Annotated in this window: 14 protein-coding genes and 1 tRNA gene; 5 read left to right on the top strand and 10 right to left on the bottom strand. The window is 60.8% G+C overall.

The features are described from left to right. From ACFCU0_RS00125 to ACFCU0_RS00115, 3 genes are all read right to left on the bottom strand, one after another. The gene (locus ACFCU0_RS00125; protein ID WP_434971619.1) at positions 1-741 is read right to left on the bottom strand and encodes a hypothetical protein; all 741 of its coding nucleotides are present in this window, start codon (positions 739-741) and stop codon (positions 1-3) included. A 774-nt stretch (positions 742-1,515) separates the two neighbouring features. Further along, positions 1,516-3,066 (bottom strand): YifB family Mg chelatase-like AAA ATPase, encoded by a 1,551-nt coding sequence (locus tag ACFCU0_RS00120; RefSeq protein WP_434971618.1) that lies wholly within the window; start codon positions 3,064-3,066, stop codon positions 1,516-1,518. Between the two features lie 254 nt (positions 3,067-3,320). Then, the gene (locus ACFCU0_RS00115; protein WP_434971617.1) at positions 3,321-4,589 is read right to left on the bottom strand and encodes a patatin-like phospholipase family protein; all 1,269 of its coding nucleotides are present in this window, start codon (positions 4,587-4,589) and stop codon (positions 3,321-3,323) included. A gap of 156 nt (positions 4,590-4,745) precedes the next feature. Here ACFCU0_RS00115 and ACFCU0_RS00110 point away from each other — a divergent pair, with 156 nt between their 5' ends. Then, positions 4,746-5,678 carry an alkaline phosphatase family protein gene (locus ACFCU0_RS00110; protein ID WP_434971616.1) on the top strand — a complete coding sequence of 311 codons (933 nt, stop codon included), beginning with the start codon at positions 4,746-4,748 and terminating at the stop codon, positions 5,676-5,678. Positions 5,679-5,696: 18 nt separating this feature from the next. On the opposite strand, the gene ACFCU0_RS00105 is transcribed toward ACFCU0_RS00110, so the two are convergent. From ACFCU0_RS00105 to ACFCU0_RS00090, 4 genes are all read right to left on the bottom strand, one after another. After that, positions 5,697-6,908 (bottom strand): alpha-hydroxy-acid oxidizing protein, encoded by a 1,212-nt coding sequence (locus ACFCU0_RS00105; RefSeq protein WP_434971615.1) that lies wholly within the window; start codon positions 6,906-6,908, stop codon positions 5,697-5,699. Positions 6,909-6,993: 85 nt separating this feature from the next. Next, entirely contained in the window at positions 6,994-7,329 is a 336-nt protein-coding gene (locus ACFCU0_RS00100; protein WP_434971614.1) for an SCP2 sterol-binding domain-containing protein, read from the bottom strand. Positions 7,330-7,390: 61 nt separating this feature from the next. After that, on the bottom strand, positions 7,391-9,625 hold the full coding sequence (locus ACFCU0_RS00095; RefSeq protein ID WP_434971613.1) for a S46 family peptidase: 2,235 nt from the start codon (positions 9,623-9,625) through the stop codon (positions 7,391-7,393). Positions 9,626-9,688: 63 nt separating this feature from the next. After that, the gene (locus tag ACFCU0_RS00090; RefSeq protein ID WP_434971612.1) at positions 9,689-11,899 is read right to left on the bottom strand and encodes a S46 family peptidase; all 2,211 of its coding nucleotides are present in this window, start codon (positions 11,897-11,899) and stop codon (positions 9,689-9,691) included. A 253-nt stretch (positions 11,900-12,152) separates the two neighbouring features. Between ACFCU0_RS00090 and ACFCU0_RS00085 the strand changes: the two genes are divergently transcribed. Then, positions 12,153-12,236: transfer RNA gene (locus ACFCU0_RS00085), tRNA-Leu, on the top strand. A 239-nt stretch (positions 12,237-12,475) separates the two neighbouring features. Here ACFCU0_RS00085 and ACFCU0_RS00080 read toward each other — a convergent pair. Further along, the gene (locus ACFCU0_RS00080; protein ID WP_434971611.1) at positions 12,476-12,688 is read right to left on the bottom strand and encodes a type II toxin-antitoxin system Phd/YefM family antitoxin; all 213 of its coding nucleotides are present in this window, start codon (positions 12,686-12,688) and stop codon (positions 12,476-12,478) included. Positions 12,689-13,121: 433 nt separating this feature from the next. Continuing rightward, the gene (locus ACFCU0_RS00075) at positions 13,122-14,039 is read right to left on the bottom strand and encodes a DUF4835 family protein (RefSeq protein ID WP_434971610.1); all 918 of its coding nucleotides are present in this window, start codon (positions 14,037-14,039) and stop codon (positions 13,122-13,124) included. 262 nt (positions 14,040-14,301) lie between these two features. On the opposite strand from ACFCU0_RS00075, the gene ACFCU0_RS00070 reads away from it, so the two are divergent. From ACFCU0_RS00070 to ACFCU0_RS00060, 3 genes are all read left to right on the top strand, one after another. Next, entirely contained in the window at positions 14,302-15,114 is an 813-nt protein-coding gene (locus ACFCU0_RS00070) for a hypothetical protein (protein ID WP_434971609.1), read from the top strand. A gap of 47 nt (positions 15,115-15,161) precedes the next feature. Continuing rightward, positions 15,162-17,288, top strand: coding sequence for a ComEA family DNA-binding protein (locus ACFCU0_RS00065; RefSeq protein ID WP_434971608.1), 2,127 nt, complete (start codon positions 15,162-15,164; stop codon positions 17,286-17,288). Positions 17,289-17,553: 265 nt separating this feature from the next. Then, a complete protein-coding gene (locus tag ACFCU0_RS00060; protein ID WP_434971607.1) occupies positions 17,554-17,952 on the top strand; it encodes a response regulator in 399 nt (132 codons plus the stop codon). A 153-nt stretch (positions 17,953-18,105) separates the two neighbouring features. On the opposite strand, the gene ACFCU0_RS00055 is transcribed toward ACFCU0_RS00060, so the two are convergent. Further along, positions 18,106-18,435: a hypothetical protein gene (locus ACFCU0_RS00055; RefSeq protein ID WP_434971606.1), complete on the bottom strand. Its 330-nt coding sequence runs from the start codon at positions 18,433-18,435 to the stop codon at positions 18,106-18,108. Between the last annotated feature and the right edge of the window lie 217 nt (positions 18,436-18,652).

Here is an 18,652-nt window from a genome sequence, read left to right as displayed (position 1 = left end):
TTAGTAGTTCATGAGGTTGAATCGGTAGCCGACCGTGATGAAGCCGAGCAGGTCAACCGGCCCTCCCCCTGAGATACCGGTGTGGCCGTCAAGGAAGTCAGTTGTCGAAATCCGCGCCCCGACTCGCACCTTGTTCGAGATCAGCACGCCAGCGACAATTGACCCTACAACTCGCGTTCCAAGCTCTTCGAACTCTGCCTCAGGAGTGGGGTCATCCTCCGGGAAACCCGAGTAGGTGGGGCTGATCACAAACATAGGGCCACCGCCGGCAAACACGCGCAACAATCCCTGTTTGATGTACGGAAGCTCGTAGCTACCCGTAAATTCTAACGACAGCAGGTTATTGGTAAACTCGAGATTCCGAATGTTCTGCCCGGAGATCCGGTCGTACGAGAGGTGCGCACCGAGGCCGAACTCCTCAAACTCGCCAAAGCGCTTGTCAACGCCGACCGTGACGTCCAACTGGGCTGCGCCGAGGTGCTTGATAATGTTGTCGTTCGGGTTCGAGTCCAGATCTCCCTGGTAGGTATTCAGACCGATCCCGACGTAGACCCCGCTGATGAATGGCTGGTTAACAGGCTGCTGCATCTGCGCCTGTTCCTGCTGGCCATCCTGACCATAGGCGGGGCGGCCGCGATTGCCTCGAGGATTATTCTGGGCGAACGCCTCCGAGAGGAAACTCGTCCCCAGCAAAAGTACCAGGCACAGGGTCCCTACGCGAGTCAGCGTGGAGTCAAACATGAATGTCGTCGGTAATGGATGACTAACGGGTGCGCGGCCGGGGCCCGGCAAACAGCAAGCAATTTTCGGAGCGCCCCGGGAGGAACGGCTCCGGCTGAGCCACACGGAAGGTAAAGCTACGTCGCAGGGCGACAAGTGACAAATGCGAATCTCATGCGTTCGTGATCGCTCCGTTGCAGGATGTGAGCGTACATTTATCGGAATGCCGGCTCGGAGGCATCCACTCTTGCGGAATCGAATCAGATAGAAGAGCCCGGCCGAATGGATATGACCACGTGTGCAACGTCGGCGATTGACCGAAGAATCTCAAGCATGCTCACAAACATGGTCATACGACTGGTTTTACATCGAGCAATAACCGTGCGCGGAGAGCAAGACCAAAAAGGATGCCGCTTTCAAAAGTACGAGGTTGTCCCACCCATCTTCACAAAAGAGGCCTGCAGACAGCATCCATCCACAGGCATAGATCGGGCAGACCTTATACCCTAATACCTAAACCTACACATGCATGCGGCAACAACCATTCCCTCACCGATCTTTCATACGTTTTATATAGTATTCGCCGGTGAATTCTACGCGTCTCTCTCCGGTAAGGATTCTCAAACATTGCCTCCGCGCCGTTGGCCTGGCCAGGGGACGCAACGAGTTTCGGGCGTTGGCATCCCCTCCCCCGGCCGACCTTATCGCCGGATGAACGCGGGTCCGCACCGATGTGACCGCACCGATGTTACGGCTGAGCAGACGTATGCCGGACGACGTATCCGTGCGAGCGACCTACCCGTGCCACCAGTCCCGGTCCAACGATCGGTACTGTACAGCTTCTGAGACATGGCTCGCAGCGATTGTTTCTTGCGCATCGAGATCCGCAATGGTCCGCGCAACCTTGAGGATGCGGGTGTAGGCCCGGGCGCTGAGACCGAGGCGCTCGATCGCCGCCTTCAGTAGTGTTCGGCCCGACGTATCGATATTGCAATGCGACTCCACCAGGCGACTGTCCATCTGAGCATTGCAGTGCACGGACGCACGATCGCCGTACCGATCTTCCTGCACTCGGCGAGCCTGTTCGACGCGACTCCGAACCGTCGCCGAAAGATCCCCTTCGCGCGGCCCCTCCATCTCGTCGAACGATACCGGCGCCACCTCCACGTGCAGATCGATGCGATCCATGAGCGGTCCGCTCAGCTTCGACAGGTACCGCTGAACCTGTGCGGGAGCACAAACGCACTCTCGCTGTGGATCCGTCAAATGGCCGCACGGGCAAGGGTTCATGCTCGCGATCAACATGAAGCGCGCAGGGTAGGTCACCGTCGATCTTGCACGGCTGATGGTAATCTGCCCCTCCTCAATGGGTTGTCGCATCACCTCCAATACTCGACGTTTGAACTCGGGCAGTTCATCCAGAAACAGTACACCATTATGGGCGAGGGAAATTTCACCCGGTCTCGGGTTCGCGCCGCCGCCGCACAATCCAGCGTCGGAAATCGTGTGATGCGGGGAGCGAAACGGTCGCGTACCGACGATCCCGTCCCCGGCGTGGAGCCGACCGGCCACGGAGTGGATCTTCGTCGTTTCGAGCGCCTCTGCCCGTGACAGCTGCGGCAACACGGTCGGCATCCGGCGCGCCAGCATCGTTTTGCCCGAACCCGGCGGGCCGACGAGCAGGGCATTGTGACCTCCCGCGGCGGCGACTTCGAGTGCTCGTTTCGCATTTTCTTGACCCCGAACATCCCGAAAATCCAGCATATCGGGCCGTTCTTGCCGCGATGCTTCGCCCGGGTCGGAAACGTACGGTCCCGGCCCGTTTACCTGAGACGTCCCGGAAAGAACGGCCACGGCGTCTTGCAACCGATGAATCGGATATACGTCGATCCCCTCCACGACCGCCGCTTCAGGTGCATTTTGTGCCGGCACGAGCACGCCGGAGCAGCCTCGATCCCGTGCGGCAATCGTCATCGGCAGGACACCACGCACGGGCCGGACCGTCCCGTCGAGGGACAGTTCACCCATGATCCAGTGAGCCCCGACGGCGTCCGGGTCGATCGTTCCACTTGCGGCCGCGATGAGCCCGACAGCAAGCGGCAGATCGAACGCGGCGCTGTCCTTCGGCACATCCGCCGGTGCGAGGTTCACGGTGATTCGTCCTCGCGGCGCCTGCAAATTCTCATTCTTCAACGCGGCCCAGATCCGATCCAGGCTCTCTCGTACCGCCCCTTGAGGCAGTCCGACGACTGTATACTTGTGCATGCCGGAGGCGACGTTCGTCTCGATCTCAATCGGCAATGCGTCAACACCCTGGGTCGCACTGCTCCAGACGCGGATAAACATGAAAATCGACGGGCTGGTCTGAAAGATAGAGGAAGGTCCATCCTTCAAGACACGAAAGCACCACGCAACATAACGCGCCCGCCCTCCCCTGCCAGCCGTCTGACTGGTCTCCATCAAAGCGTATCACCTCGGCAATAACGGACCCAACGGCCGGGTAAACTTTCCCGCGCGGTGGAATCTTACCCGACGACCGTCCCGGATCAGTCGCTCCCGATGCACCGGCACGTGGAAGTCCGGTACCCCAGTTCCTCCGGCTACTCGGCGACCGGAGCGGTTTCCTCTTCTCGCTCTCTCTCGACTCGATCCGGGACGTCCACCGCTCGCTCCCCGCGCATCCCGGCAAAAAACTCCTCTAGCCGATCGTGCGCATCCCGGGCATCGTGATAGCCAATGTCCATCAGCCGATCGATGTAGTCCGGCAGAAACAGGAGCACGCTCATCCAGTCCGGACTGCGTGTCTCGCTGGCGCCGAGACCGCTTGTGAGGAAGCGTACGGACGCGGGCAGCTGATCTTTGTATTCGTACGCGAGTTGCGCGAGATCCACCGACGGGCGAAGCCGTAGCAGACGGATCTCTCGCATTCCCATACGGCGGTGTCGTGGTAATTCGCTCACCAGCTTGTTCACCCGTTCCAGGGTAAACGCATCCTGGTCCAGCGTATCGGCAAAAATCGCGTTCATCAGCAGGCCGATGATCTGGGCCGTAGGCGGATACCCCACGACGGACGGCGCATCGGCCTCTGCCCGACTCCGGGAGTAGTGGTTCGAAATGGCCAGGATCCGGTCTGCCCCCAGATGAACGGCCGGAGCCAGCGGCGCGGAAAGGCGAATCCCACCATCTCCATACCACGAATCGCCGATGTTCACTGCCGGAAACACCAACGGAAGAGCCGTCGACGCCATGACGTGATCGACGGTCAGCTCCGTGTGAATGCTGATGCGATTGGGACGCTCCCAAACGTCGAAATCCTCCCCTTCGACCCACGTCACGGTCTGTCCGGTCGTGTAATTTGTCGTGATGACCGCCGCCGCTCGTAGCCGACCGTGCCGCAAGTTTTGCCCGACGCCGTCGAGGACGCCGTCATTCGCGCCGAGCTTTTCACTCAAGAAATACCAGAGCGGCGTTGTATCGAGCAGTCCATGCTCTCGGCGAATGTCCTCCGGGCGCACAGACGTAGAATCAGGTTCGTCGCGCTGATTCCAGAGAAGCCCCCAGAGAATACTGAGCCCCGATTCGACCTCGAACACATCTTCAACGTCCAGATCGCGCCAGGACGCCTCAAGACGATGCGCAGCCTCGTTCAGCGGACCTACGTGATTGGCGATCTGTGCGGTATTGATCGCCCCGGCGGAAATTCCCGTAAGAACGGGGAAGTAGACCTCCGGAAACGCCTCCGAGATGTACCGAAGGACGCCCGCCTGAAACGCCGAACGGGCGCCGCCCCCGCTCAGGGTAAGCGCCAGCGTCGGCGTCACCGGAGACGGAAAAAAGAATTTCTTGATGCCGCGAAGCAGAGGGTTCACAATTTAATTGCAATAACAGATATCAAGGTGTGAACGCTTCGGAACGTGGCCCCGTCCGACACACGATCAGGGTAATGGATGCAACGGACGAACGCGAACGCCCGCCGGTAAAGAACGTACCATCGCTTTCTGTTTCGATCATCCTGCCTGCACTCCATGGCCCTCCTCTTCGTGTTTCTCGACGGCGTGGGAATCGGTCCTCCCAGCCTCAAGAACCCGCTTTCGACGCGCGAATGGCCAGCTATGGCTCGCCTGGCGGGGAATCAACCCTGGGTTGCCCCCTTCCGGCCCGTCACGACGAGTCAGTTGATCGTCCGCTCCATCGACGCGACCCTCGGCGTGGAAGGACTTCCCCAGAGCGGGACCGGACAGGCCACCCTCTTCACCGGCGTAAACTGTGCCGAACACGTCGGGCGGCACTTCGGGCCGTATCCTCACTCGACGACGCACGCAATCCTTCGCGACCACAACCTGTTTCGCCGCGTCGAAGCCGCCAGCATGCCGGTAAACGGTCAAGCGAAGGCCGCGACCTTCGCTAACGCATACCCGGACGGATTCTTCGACTGGGTGAGCGGTCGAGGTCGGTGGACCGTCACAACCTTTGCCGCAGTGGAAACGGGTCTATCCATTCGCGGCAGCGAGGAGTTGGCGCGGGGGGCAGCCGTGGCAGCCAATATCACCGGTGAGGGGTGGCCCGACCCGGACGCAGGCGTCGGGCCGATCTCGGAAACGGAAGCGGCATCGAACTTACTGCGGGTCCATCGGCACCACCGGCTCACCCTGTTCGAGTATTACCTGACCGACAAGGTAGGGCACGGGCGTCTGGAGGTGCCCGCCGAGTCTGTGATCGCATCTGTCGACCGGTTCCTCGGCGCCCTTCTCAATGGCCTGGATGCATCAGAGGATACACTGATTGTGACCAGCGACCACGGGAACATCGAAGAGCTCGGGCAGAAGCAGCACACGCGTCACCCCGTTCCGTTCATCGCCTGGGGACGAGGCGCACGTCATTTCGGAGGCGTTGAGACGCTTCAGGACGTGACGCCGGCAATCGAGCGGCTGTTCACCCGGATACAGACCAACACCTGATGCCTCTGCCGGGCCCGATCAGGTATCCAGGGCGATGGAGCCGTCCGGTGCGGCCCTCAACAGCCGGTCGCGCGACATCTCATCCATCCCGGTGCATCCGCAGAGTCCAAGCGTGAGGTCGAGATCGGAGAGAAGGTTGAGCATAACGGCGGCGGCTCCCTCCGCACCTCCAAGCGCCAGCCCATGGCAGTACGGCCGGCCCACCAGCACCGCCCGGGCGCCCAGTGCCAGCGCCTTGAGAATGTCGCTTCCCCGGCGGATCCCGCTGTCGAAGAGGATTTCCACCCGATCGCCCACGGCATCCGCAACGCGTGGGAGCGCATCGAGGGCGGCAACGGCACCGTCGACCTGCCGCCCGCCGTGGTTTGAGACGATCATGCCGTCGACGCCTGCATCCGCCGCGCGCTCGGCATCGGTGGGGGAAAGAATCCCTTTCAGCACGATGGGGAGATCCGTCAGGTCGCGCAACCAGTCCAGGTCATCCCAGGTGAGCCCGGGGTTCGAGAACATGCTGGCAAAGTACAGAATCGCCTGCGTGGGGTTTTCCTCCGGGGGGTCGTCGAGCGCCCCTCGAAAGGCCGGATCACTGAAGTAATTCCCCAGCCCCTCCCCTTCCAGGAACGGTAGATACCCGTTCTCAAGGTCGCGATCGCGCCAGGATAGAACAGTCGTGTCGAGCGTGACCACGAGGGCGCTGAACCCGCCCGCTTCCGCCCGTTCGACCATGCTGGCGGTGACGTCGTCGTTCTTCCCCCAGTAGAGCTGGAACCACCGCGTACCGTCACCCTGTGCGCTGGCCACCTCTTCCATCGAACGGGACGACGCCGTGCTCAAAATCAGCGGCAGGTCGAGCCGTCGTGACGCTTCTGCGACAGCGACTTCAGCCTGTTCATGGATGATGGAGAGCACGCCGATCGGGGCAAAAAGCAGCGGCGCTCGGATGTCGGTGCCGAGGACCTGCACGCTCAGATCTCGATTCTCGACGCCGCGAAGCATCCGCGGCTCGAGTCGCCACCGGCGAAACGCAGCTCGGTTGGCAGCCATCGTGTCGCCGGAGCCGGCACCGCCGTCGAGGTAGCCCCATGCCCGATCGTCGAGCACGTCGCGCGCGGCCTGGCGAAGCTTATCGGGATCGACCGGATAGTCCGGCATGTTCCCCTGTAGGCCGTTCATATACATCTCGACTTGTCGCTCCATCCCGACGGAGCTGCTGCTCACACGGTTACTCATTCGTGGTCGCCGCTGGTTTGCGTCAGATTTGTCTCACTTCGTGTATCACGGCACCCCGCCTCGTCAAGCCGTGCGACACGGCATATCAAGCGTACGTCTCGAACATGGACCGAAATTTCAGCGCCATGGGTAGCGATCCACTGAACGTCAGCTTGCCCTGCATGAGCAACGTCATGGGAGACACCTCGCCATTGTTCACTCGAATCCAGTCATCCGCGTCCACGGTGGCGGTCAGCGTCGGATCGTCCGTCGCGCCCTCGCGGATGTCGAGGGCTCCGTCACGGATGACGAGCTGGTACGTGCCTCCGCCGTCTCCGGTGATATTGAGTTGAACGACGGCGTCGGTATCTTCTGCCTCTTCAGGCTTGAACCGGTCGGGATAGGAAGCAATCACCTCCGGGATGGACTGAAACGTCGGCATAAGTCAGGCATCCTGTGGAATAAAGGGGAAAAGGCCCGTATCGAGGCCGTCCGGGCGGTGCTTAGCGTGCGGCCTGCGCGTCTGAGTCGGCGAGACGACCCTCGAGCAGTTCGGTGACGATGCGATCCGCGCCGTAGATGTCGCGGAGCGCCTCAACGATCCCACGGGCATCCACCGAAACCGCGCGCGCCTTGGCGGTCGTGTAGAGAAACTCGTTCGGCAGTGCCTCGATGTTGCTATCAAAAACGAGCCCGACCACTTCGAGGTCTTTGTTCAGCAGCGGAGAACCGGAGTTCCCGCCTGTGATGTCGTTGGTCGACACCAGGTTTAGCGGGGTCTCAAGATCGAGATCGTCGGGTCGATCGACCCACCGCTTCGGCAGCGTCCAGTTTCGGTTTCCGTACGAGTAGTAGTGATCGTACAGCCCGTAGTAGTTGGTAAAGGCGCCGGCGCGCGTACCGTTGTACTCATATCCGGCGATCCGCCCGTCGGCCAGGCGAAGGGTGAACGTCGCGTCCGGCGGTATTTCCGTTCCAACCACGGCGAACCGAGCCCGGGCAAGTCGGCCATTCAGGGTTTCCTCCGTCGCGCTGAAATCGGACATCTGCTGGTTCGTCGTAAAGAAGAGCGGCGCGATCGCGTCGATCAACTCAACGGCTGGATCGTCGCTCGATAGGAACGACTTGTCAAGCATCTGAGCGTATTTCGACGAGTCCATCAGCGCGCTAGTCTGGACCAGGGAGTCGGCAATCTGCTCCGGCGTGCGGTTCGACATGATCTTGCGAACCGTCGGATCGTTCGGTCCGAAAGCAGACCGGATTTCCCGGAGACGCGCTGCAATGAACGGGGCCTCTACCTCCGCGGGCCAGTCCTTGATGTTCATTGCGTCCTCGCGGATGTCTTCGAGCCGGTCCGGTGCCGCTCCTCGCCGCTTCAACGTGTCGTAGAAGTAGCCGTATACAGCCCGCGTCAGAACGCGCGAGCCAATAGATGTTGCGCTGAATGCCGCAAATGCGTTGTTCTTCTCCGCAGCCACGCGTTTGGAGCGCTGCAATTGCTCGATTTCTTCGAGCACGTTTCCGTAGCGGGAGCGGAGCGAATCCACCGACATGATGGAGTCCTGCAGGGCTTTCTCGGCTTTTGCGCGACGGGCGATGAGATACGGATCTCGCAGCCCGCGAAGCTGGCCACGATAGTTTTTGACCGAGTTGTCGATCGAGAAGAATGTATTTCGCAGTCCGTACTCTTCTGCCTTCTCCGGATGGTCTTCGATGTACGGCTCCAGGATTTTGGCCCGGGTTACCAGCACATCCAGCTGTCCTGGTAGCGAGTGGTCTCGCGTGAATTTCAGCTGCGAGACCGTCGACAGGCGGCTCGTCGACCCGGGATTCCCGACCACGAACACGGGATCCCCTGCGGCGCTGCCATCCTCGTCCCAGGAAAAGTGCTGCTTCGGCGTCATCGGCTCCCCGTCGTCGTTATAGGCGCGGAAGAATGTCACGTCAAGGGTGTACCGCGGGTAGGTGAAGTTGTCCGGCGCTCCACCGAAGAAGCCGAGGCTCAGTTCCGGCGCCATCACGAGTCGCACGTCGTCGAATCGCTCGTACGTGTAGGCAGAGTAGCGGGCACCGCTGTACAGCGCGACGATTTCGACCGACAGGTCTTCGTTGCGACGCTTCGCCTCTTGCGTCATCTCTGCCTGCATCTGCTGGATCTGACGCTCGCGGTTCCGGCCGCGCGTGTCGTTGTCAGCCTGCAGGCGCCGGTTGACTTTCTCGGTCACGTCCTCGATTTCCACGAGTTGCTCCACGTAAAAATCGGGGACCTTCCGTTCGTCCTCCAGTGATTTGGCATAGAAGCCATTATCGAGGAGCGCCTCGCTTTCCTGGCTCACCTGCGACACGCTCTCTCGGCCGCAATGGTGATTCGTCATGACCAAGCCATGAGGCGAAACAAAGGATGCGGAGCACCCAGGAATGCGCAGCGCACCGAGGCGCGCCTTGCGGAACCAGGTTTCGTCCGGGCGGAAGCCGTATTCTTCTTCGAAGTAGTCGATCGGCGCGTTTTCAAACGTCCACATTTTCCCCCGATCAAACCGCTGGGCCGTAACGGTGTCGAAGCCGGTCGGGACGACCGTAACCGGCTCAGGCTCGGGCGCCTCCGCCTCGGTTGACGGGGCCGTTTCGGTGACGGTGGCCACGGTGGCCGTCTCGCGGGACGGACCGCACCCTGCAAGCAGCAGGGCAGTCAGTAGGAGCGCAAGGCCCGAAGTAAACGTTTTTCGCATGTCAACCATCGAGGTAGAGAGCACAGTAAAAAGAGGCGCGTTTGACGCTTTACTAAACGGCCATAATGGACGCTACGGGCCTTCCGGGGCCGCCGCTTCAGTTTCCACGAATCCGCGGCCGGTCACCTCCATCACGAGGCGATCCGCGTCGTATATTTCATCAAGCGCCTCGAGCATGCCGCGAACATCCACAGAAACCGTACGCGTGCCTCGCTCCGGTAGAAAGATAAAGTCACCGGAGAGGCTCTCGATATTGCCGTCAAAGGCCAGGCCGACGACCTGAAGCTGTCGGTTTAGGACAGGAGAGCCGGAATTTCCGCCGGTGATATCGTTCGTCGAGACCATATTGATCGGTGTCGACTTCTCGAACGTGTCCGGGGGTGATAGCCAGTTGTCGGGAAGATCCCACTCACTGTTCTCCCCGTGCATGTGGAAATGCTCGTAGAGGCCGTAAAATGTAGTGTATGCGGGCGCGCGGGTCCCATTATAGTTGTAGTCGCTCACGACCCCATCGGCAAGGCGAAGGGAGAACGTGGCGTCCGGGGGCACGTCGTGGCCGTAGAGGGCGAAGCGAGCACGACCCAGTTCCTTAGCGACGTTGTTCTGGCGTGCGTTCAGTCCTGCCCAGGCGCTCTGATACGTTTGGTAGCGATCCGCGACCGCGCGGACCATGGCAACGGCCGGGTCGTCCTCCGTGAGGGCACCGGCATCCATTGCCTGCGCCGCCGAGGCACTATCGGCCAGCACGGATTCGCTCAGAATCGCTTCGGCCGCTTTCTCAGGCGTTCTCCCTTCCAGAATCGCCTGCACGGCTTCGTCCGATGAACCGTAGTAGTGGGCGAAGTCCGCGAGCCGAGAGGCGAGGAAGCGGCGGTTCAGTCCGGCCGACTGACGCGTCCCGATCACCTGCCCACGGAGATCCTCCAGTTGCGCGTCGGATGTCCCTGCCGCCGAGCGCTCCAGGTACCGCGCTCCGGCAAGAGCGCGGCGGAAGGTGGCCGACGCGTAGGCCGGGTTCGTTGCCAGTCGGAATGCAGCATGCGTCTCGGCGACGTCCCGCTTCTGTGCCTGGATGGCGGACATGCTGTCAATCAGGCCACCGTAGCGAGCGTCGAGGGTCGAATCCGCAGTGATTGCATCGAGGAAATTCTGTTCGCCCTGCTGGATGCGCGCCATAATGTATCCATCTGTGAGGGCCTCCATGCGGCCGCGATACAGTTTGCTGGCGTTCTGTAGGCCGAAGATTCGATTCTGGACCGCGGGGGCCGGATCCTCAGTCTCGTCCATATGCGCTTTGAGGGCGGCGACGCGCGTCTCCAGGAATCGGAGGAGCGACGCATCGGTCACGTCCCGGCGGAATCGGAGCTGGCTCACCGTTTCGAGTCGCAGCGTGCTTCCGGGGTTGCCGACGACGAAGACCGGTTCGCCGGGTCGGCTCCCCTCCGTGCTCCACTCGAAGTGCACCTCCGGTTCGACCGGTTCACCGTCCTCATAGACGCGGAAGAGCGCCATATCGAGAGCGTATCGCGGGTACGTGAAGTTGTCCGTATCCCCGCCGAAGTAGCCGAGCTGTAGTTCGGGCACGAAGGCGAGGCGGACGTCTTCGTAACGGCGAAACGTGTAGGCGGAATGCAGCGCGCCGTCGTACAGGGGAATGATCTCCGTCCGATACCCTTCTGCACCATCCCCGACCTGAGCGGTGAACTCCTCTGAGATGTCGGCGAAGACCTGCTCGCGCGCCTGCTGCCGCTCCGCGTCCGTCTCCGCCCGATCCAGCGCCTGATCAACGCGATCACTCACGTCGTTGATCGCGATCAACTGCTCGGCGTAGAAGTTCGGCGCCCGCCGCTCGTCGCCGATCGACGCTGCGTAGAACCCGTTCGCGAGCAGGTTCTCCCCCTCTCGCTCGACATCCGTGGCGTGGCTACGCGCGCAGTGGTGATTCGTCATGATAAGCCCGTTCTCCGACACGAAGGACGCAGAACAGCCCGGGATCCGTAGCGCACCGAGACGCGCTCGACGAAGCCACTCCTGGTCGGGCCGGAAGCCGTACCGCGACTCGAAATCGTCGAGCGGCGGGTGATCGAACGTCCACATTCGCCCGTCGTCGAACCGACCGGCAGTGACGGTGTCAGGGTCCACCTCGTTGCGAACCCGCTGCTCAAAGACATCAACCGACTGAGCACCGGCCTGCTGGAGGGGAAAAAAGGCAAGAACCAGGACCGCGAGAAGACCGATAAGACGGGACCGGTACGATGCAGCGATATCTACGATGGCGTACATGAAGGGGCGAAAGAGACGAAGAGTCCAGTGCTCGGGGCATGCGTGCGGAACGGAACGCCGAAGCGGGCGCGGTGTTGCGCGCTGATGTTCACAAACAGCTCGTGTGGCCTTCGCAACGTCCAGTCCGGCCTCAGTTCGTGGCGAAACGGTCAAGTCCGTCTCCGCACGCCGCACCGGTGGAACCGAAGTGCCGCCGTGTCAATTATGCAATCTGCCGTGTATGAATCAAGCTCAATCACGCGGTCATCGCTTTGCGAAAGTGGCGGAATTGGCAGACGCGCTAGATTTAGGATCTAGTGGGGTTAAACCCGTGGGGGTTCGAGTCCCCCCTTTCGCACGACACGTGCAGTGAAACGTCGTATCCGTCTCTCATGAAGCCGCCGTCTCGCCGGACATCCTCCGGCGGGACGGTTTTCGTTTCAATGGATGCAGCTCGTCGTCAGCGATCCACGGAATGGCAGAGGAGGTGTCGCACGTCTGAGCATCGCAAAAAAAGGAAACCCCCGGATACCGGAGGTTTCCTTTAGCAATTCAACGGCAGACGTTGAGTGCGGAAGCATCAGCGGTCTGTAGTGGCTACGCGGTGACCTCATTGCCAAGGGATGCAAGATCGACACGATCTTTCACCTTTTTGTAAACCTCCCAATCCATGAGAACAGCATACGGTTCGTTGTTCTTCTGAATGAGAATACCGTTTTTGGTCTTGCGGACGTGGTCGATCAACTCGGAGGTCTCCGCACGGAGTTCCGTGATCGTGGCAATTGCGTCTACGCCTTCAGTATGGTACATAAGCGTTCAGTTTCGTTCGAAGAAGAGCAGCGATCGGTTGGGTCCCTGCATCGGCCGGTAACCCTGTGGGATCGATGTACGGCGTGCGCTCGTGATCAAGCAGATCATGCAATGCGGGATATCACCGATACCGTGCCAATGTAGACGCCGACCGAGAGCGCTTGTTACGCCCGAAATGCGTGCGTTGAAATATTTTCATATGATTTGATGCGATTTCATTAATCAATGGTCTGTACCCATCTGCTGTATTTTGATCCTGCCCTTGTTTACAGCAAGATCTACGGGTGCTGTGAAAAACCACCGTCTATTCCCCGGCCTTCCCGCGACCCGTGATGGTCGAACCTGAATTCCAGGCCTTATTTCTGGCCTGCCTCTTCGTAGCGTGTCGCGACGGCGAGACGTGGTCGTCGTTGAAGCGCTCCGTTTCAGGCCGTCAATTTACAAGAGCATTGTAGGTTGAGGAATGCGACGGATCGATCGTCGTCAAAATGGTATAGGCCTCGCTTCCAAGGCGAGAGTCCCGGAAGACCGCGGCAAACTCTTCGTACTTCGTCCCGAAGAATATGTCCAGTGCGTAGGATCGCGATACCTCCTGCGTAAGAGCATCCAGCACCTCGAGCTGGGCCAAAATCGTCGCCCGGGCCTCTTCCGTGCTTGCGACGAAGCGGTCCAGTCCCTCCAGGTGATACGTGTAGGTTGCCTCCCGCAGCCGCTGCATGCGGGGACGTAAGATCTCGGTGATCAGCGCCGACCGCGTCTGATCGTTGCCGAGGGACTCCCACCCGGATGCGTTTGCCGTGGCTGCCAGATCGGCAATCTGGCGCGCCTCCTGAAAGTACGGCGTTCCACCGAGCGGTGAGAACGTGTCGTAGTCGTAGCCGAGGATGACGTACGCGTAGAAATCCAGTACGGAGGTAAGCGGATCAAAGGTGTTCGGCTCGAACAGGAGCGACGACCCGCGCGAAAACTCAAACGTCCACTGATCCTTGACGCGAAACGTGGGCGTCGTCTGGGCTGTGTCGTAGATGGGCCGCCGCGCCGCGACGACGAGCTGCGCGGTAAACTCCTGGATGCCAACGGTCCGCTCGATGAAAATCTGAAAGGTGCAGTCGATTCGCTCCTCCGGACGGTACCGATCCTCCGTCCATTGCCGCTGGTTGAGATACTCCCGAATGCGACGTTCGAGATCCCGGAGGTAGTCGAAATCAGACCCGGAAAGCTGCGAGATGTCGAGGTTCACCGAGCAATTCAACTCCTGACCGAGAAGCGGTCGCGGACCGACCGCGACGAGCAACGCCGTCAACACGACGGCACATGCCCATCGGGATACGATCGATGTAAATCGATGCATGCGGGTCATACGGATCGGCCTTGACTGGTGAGGCGCAGGCACTCCCTGGTGATATACCACACGGGGTGCCATCCCCCGGTAATAGACTTGCTTGGTGCAATCCGTCCAACCCGACGTGCGTCGACGGGTTTCGACAGTCGGCCCGACCCTTAATGGGACGTTCTGACAATTCTGCCACCAACTCTTGATCTTTTATTTTATTTGTATATATTTATCTATATCTACGTTTATAGTGATATGAACAAGTCTGATTTCGGATAGGATGGTACGGTATTTTATCCTCTTGCTGGCTGTTTTTCCTACGGTAGCCGCCGCTCAGACCGGAATGGATCGCATTGGTAGCGCCCGATCGGTCGCCCTCGCCCTCGCCACGACGGCCGATGAACTTGATTCCGGCGTACACGTGAACCCGGCGATCCCGGGGTATACCCGTCGGCGTGCCGTCACGGTCTTCGGGCGCCAGCCCTTCGGACTGGCAGAACTGCGTCATGCCGCAGTGGCCCTTCGCCTCCCCGTGCCCGGTGCGGTTCTTCAGACGGGTGCGGGCACGTTCGGACATGAGGCGTATCGCGAAACGTTTATGACCGTTTCGGCCGCCCGCCGGCTGTCGCTTGGCACCTCCCGAACGCTTTCCGTGGGTGTGGGCGCCCGCTACCAGCACGTCGGCATTGAGGGCTTCCCCTCCGCCCAGGCGTTTTCCTTTCGAGCGGGCTTCCTCGTCCCCGTCCTGGCGTCCCTGACGGCAGGCATTCGCGCGGACAATCTGACCGGGAGCAGCATCGCGGGGGAACCGCTTCCCCGGTCGCTTTCCGTCGGACTGCACTACCGAGCCACGCCCACCGTGAACCTTTACTCCGACGTATACAAAGACGTGGCTTTCCCCTGGTCGCTGCGCGGAGGCATCGAGGTGTGGCCAGTCACAGCACTGGCCGTCCGTGCCGGAGCCGCTCGGTTTCCAGCGCGCTTCACACTCGGCACCGGGGTCCGTCTTCGTGGGCTAGCGATCGACGTCTCGGCGGAAAGCCATCCCGATCTCGGCTGGTCCCACGGCGGCGGACTTTCCCTTACGTGGTAAACCACCCACAATCAAGCCCGACCGTTCCCCGGACGCTCCGTTTAGACATGTTCCGAGTCGGCTTACTTCTTCTATTACTCAGCACGACCTCCCTGACCGTCCGGGCGCAACACCTCGATTCGACGGGGACGCCGCTCGATGCCTTTGTGGACGATGTGGACACTCCGACGGCTACCGGCGAGGCAATTGCGGAACGCCTGATCGAACTGCAGGCACGCCCCGTGGACGTGAATTCAGCCACCGCGTCAGAGCTGGCAGCCATCCCGGGCCTCTCCCTCCTTCTTGCCCGACGCATCGTTCGGCACCGATCACGTCACGGCCGATATTCTTCGCCATCTGACATCTTAACTGTAGAAGGGATCGATCCGCGGCAATACCGTCGCCTGCGTCCGTTTATTACGACGTCCCCCGTGGCGTCCGGACGCACGGACAGGCCCACACGTCCCGAGCCGTGGTCGAAAGCCGTCCGCGACGCCGAGATCCGCACCGCCTACCGATGGACGCGCCGGCTCGATCTCGGTCGCGGCTACCGGCCCGACTCCGCTCGTTCGGGGTACGAGGGCGGCCCGGGACGACACACATCGCGGACCGAGATCACGCTCGGTGAACGCCTCTTGGCCGCCGCCGCACTCGACAAGGATCCCGGAGAGGCCTGGCGTTGGGACATGACCAAGCGGGCACCCGGCTTTGACCACGTCGCAGGCACGATGGCGATCTCCGACCTTGGACCGACCTCGTCCATCATCATCGGCGATTACACGGTGTCGGCAGGGCACGGCGTTGCCCTATGGCGGGGCCCGGCCTTCGGAAAGGGTCGAAATGCGGTGGACGGCATTCTACGAGACGGCCGAGGCATCGCCCCCTTCGCTTCCACCGAGGAGAACCGGTTCTTTCGCGGCCTCGCGCTTCGGGTTGGGACCGAGCGCTGGCGGCAGGACCGAACCTGGATGCCCGTAGCCTCCATCTCGTCGTTCATTTCTCGACGCCGCCTGGACGCAAGCATCGACGATCGTACCGACCCGCTTGACCCTCCGTGGACAAACCTGTCAAACACGGGACTCCATCGAACGTCCACCGAACGCGCGAATCGCGATGCCGTCACGGAATCCGTTGCGGGCGCCCTTATCAAGCTGGAGGGGCAACGTTGGTCCATCGGAGGTGCTGGAATAGCGTCTACGGTCGACCGGCGGAGAGTGCCAACCGACCGGCCATCCGACACCTTCGATTACGAGGGCCGCCACCTGCGCATCGCCTCGCTTCACGCAATCGTCGATGCCGGACCGTCCATCGTCTCCGGAGAGATCGCCCGCGGACCCGGCGGGAGCCTCGCGGCGGTCGGGGGATTCGCCTATCGAGACGACGACCGGCTCGACCTGGCACTTCACGCCCGTTACTATGCCCCGGATTACGACAATCGCTTCGGATTCGGCTTTTCAGAAACGGCACCTCAAAACGAGACCGGCCTATACCTGGCGACTCGTGTCCGCGTTCACGACCACTGGAACGTGATGGGGTACGTTGATCAGTACCGATTTCCGTGGCTCCGCTACAACACGCCACGCCCCACGACGGGTCGGGACGTGCGGCTCATCGTCGAACACACGCCCCGGCCGTGGCTGAACCACTACCTACAGCTACGAACGGAAATGAAGGACCAGAGGATCGACGGTCACACGGGTCCGTCGCCACTGGTTACGGATGGGGTAGCACCGGAATCGCGGAGCAGCCTGCGATGGAATGTCGATTACACGTGGTCGGACCGGTTAAGGCTCGGTACACGTGTGGAGGCCGTCGTCGTCCGTCCGCCGGGCGAATCCGATACCGGCGGCCCCCGCGCTCACGGCACACTCCTCGTTCAAGATGTCACGTGGAAGCTGATCGAACGAGTGCGACTGATCGGACGTGTTGCGCTCTTCGAAACCGACGGCTACGAAGCGCGGGTATTTGCCTACGAGCGAGGTCCGCGTTACGCGTTTCGCGTGCCGGCATTGTTCGGGCGCGGCGAACGGTCCTACCTGATGCTGCGCGCTGAACTCACCGATCACCTTCTCCTGGAAGCGAAGTACGCCGTCACCCGCTACGACGACCGTGCCCGCGTTGGATCAGGCCGGGATCAGTACCTCGGCAATCGCGTGCGGGAGATAGACCTGCAGCTGCACTGGCGATTCCCTTGACCCGCCCGAAGCTCACCACGGGTATCGTTTAAGAGGAACTCTTTACGGAAACGGTCGTGGATCCGAACGGCGTTGATGGAAGGAAATACACCTGAATCCAAACAGATATGGATACGGGCGTCCGTTCGGTAAGAAATTGTCCGGTCGGACACGTAAGTTCTAATACATACCGGTTCCAGAAGCAGCCCATACCGATCCGCAGATCCGACTTTGGCCACGGATGTCACCCGTTACGACTGACCACGAGAGCGCTCCGACCCGTCCCATGAGTTCGACCCGAGCCCACATCCTTGCGGTGGAGGATAATTCCGAAACCCAGCTCCTCCTGAAGCATCTGCTCAAGAGCTCGTTCGATGTCGTCGTTGTATCCGGCGTCGACGACGCGTTGGATGCCGCCGATGAGAATGATTTCGATATTTTTCTCCTTGATATCAACCTCAGCGGGCAGCGGACCGGGACGGATCTGCTTCATCTGCTCCGGCAACGAGAGCAACTGGCCGACGTGCCGGCCATCGCGCTCACGGCGTATGCTATGCCCGGTGACCGGGAAGATTTCCTGGAGGCAGGCTTCGACCAGTACGTCAGCAAGCCGTTTACGCGCGCGGATCTGACCTCAGCCATCGAAACCAGCCTGGAACAAACGCAGGGGACGCAGTCGGCCTGACGTCGTGAGGGTTGCATATGCGCCGGTGTTTACGGAAAGAGAAAGAAAGCCGCCCCGTCGATCTGGTCGACAGGGCGGCTCTCGTTTGGCGTTCGCGAACGCCGGCCGATTACAGGCTAATACAGCCACGCGTCATCCGGTCGGTATAACTTCTCAGTTTACGCACGTCGCTTTGAGCGTGTCACGTCGGCTTGACAGAAGATCGCGCCACTCCTCCTCCTCAACCGGCTCTTCGCCCTTGAAGTACTCCCACTCGTCCACGTTGTCGTCGTCGACGATGATCTGGTTTGACATGTGAGCGACACGTTTCAGCACCGGCGACGTCCCCATCTGGTGAACGTAGGTGATCGTGCACTTGCCATCCTGAGTCGTTTCCTTGACAGAAAGCCAGTTGTCCCCGCATACCTGACAACTGTAGAACCGCGAGTCCTGATCGTCACCGATGAGTTCCGGTGCCTCTTCCTCATCAAATACTACCTGCATCGGGCGCAGGCTCTCGCAGCCGCAGGTCTTGCACTTCAGCTTATCCATATTTGAGCACCGCTGTGTGCGCGTCTATCGGATAACTGTCGTACTGACGGATGGCGGCGAAAGTTCGACAGCTGTAGGTGACACACGTTAGACGTCGCCGTCGACCTCGCGTTCATCTTGAAAGTTCACACCTCCGCCTGAATTCCGGGTCACCCATCAGCCGCACGCG

This window comes from Longibacter sp., from assembly GCF_051155795.1.
In the GTDB taxonomy this organism is placed as follows: Bacteria; Bacteroidota; Rhodothermia; order Rhodothermales; family Salinibacteraceae; genus Longibacter.
The sequence above is the reverse complement of the archived record's forward strand: the minus strand, read 5'-3'. Positions and strand labels throughout refer to the sequence as shown.

Excerpts from the sequence above, each read along its gene's own strand:
- ACFCU0_RS00100 (WP_434971614.1), bottom strand. The coding sequence starts at position 7,329 with ATGCCGACGTTTCAGTCCATCCCGGAGGTGATTGCTTCCTATCCCGAC.
- ACFCU0_RS00125 (WP_434971619.1), bottom strand. The coding sequence starts at position 741 with ATGTTTGACTCCACGCTGACTCGCGTAGGGACCCTGTGCCTGGTACTT.
- ACFCU0_RS00080 (WP_434971611.1), bottom strand. The coding sequence starts at position 12,688 with ATGTACCATACTGAAGGCGTAGACGCAATTGCCACGATCACGGAACTC.
- ACFCU0_RS00110 (WP_434971616.1), top strand. The coding sequence starts at position 4,746 with ATGGCCCTCCTCTTCGTGTTTCTCGACGGCGTGGGAATCGGTCCTCCC.
- ACFCU0_RS00120 (WP_434971618.1), bottom strand. The coding sequence starts at position 3,066 with ATGTTTATCCGCGTCTGGAGCAGTGCGACCCAGGGTGTTGACGCATTG.
- ACFCU0_RS00070 (WP_434971609.1), top strand. The coding sequence starts at position 14,302 with ATGGTACGGTATTTTATCCTCTTGCTGGCTGTTTTTCCTACGGTAGCC.
- ACFCU0_RS00090 (WP_434971612.1), bottom strand. The coding sequence starts at position 11,899 with ATGTACGCCATCGTAGATATCGCTGCATCGTACCGGTCCCGTCTTATC.
- ACFCU0_RS00060 (WP_434971607.1), top strand. The coding sequence starts at position 17,554 with ATGAGTTCGACCCGAGCCCACATCCTTGCGGTGGAGGATAATTCCGAA.
- ACFCU0_RS00095 (WP_434971613.1), bottom strand. The coding sequence starts at position 9,625 with ATGGTTGACATGCGAAAAACGTTTACTTCGGGCCTTGCGCTCCTACTG.
- ACFCU0_RS00055 (WP_434971606.1), bottom strand. The coding sequence starts at position 18,435 with ATGCAGGTAGTATTTGATGAGGAAGAGGCACCGGAACTCATCGGTGAC.
- ACFCU0_RS00105 (WP_434971615.1), bottom strand. The coding sequence starts at position 6,908 with ATGAGTAACCGTGTGAGCAGCAGCTCCGTCGGGATGGAGCGACAAGTC.
- ACFCU0_RS00075 (WP_434971610.1), bottom strand. The coding sequence starts at position 14,039 with ATGCATCGATTTACATCGATCGTATCCCGATGGGCATGTGCCGTCGTG.
- ACFCU0_RS00065 (WP_434971608.1), top strand. The coding sequence starts at position 15,162 with ATGTTCCGAGTCGGCTTACTTCTTCTATTACTCAGCACGACCTCCCTG.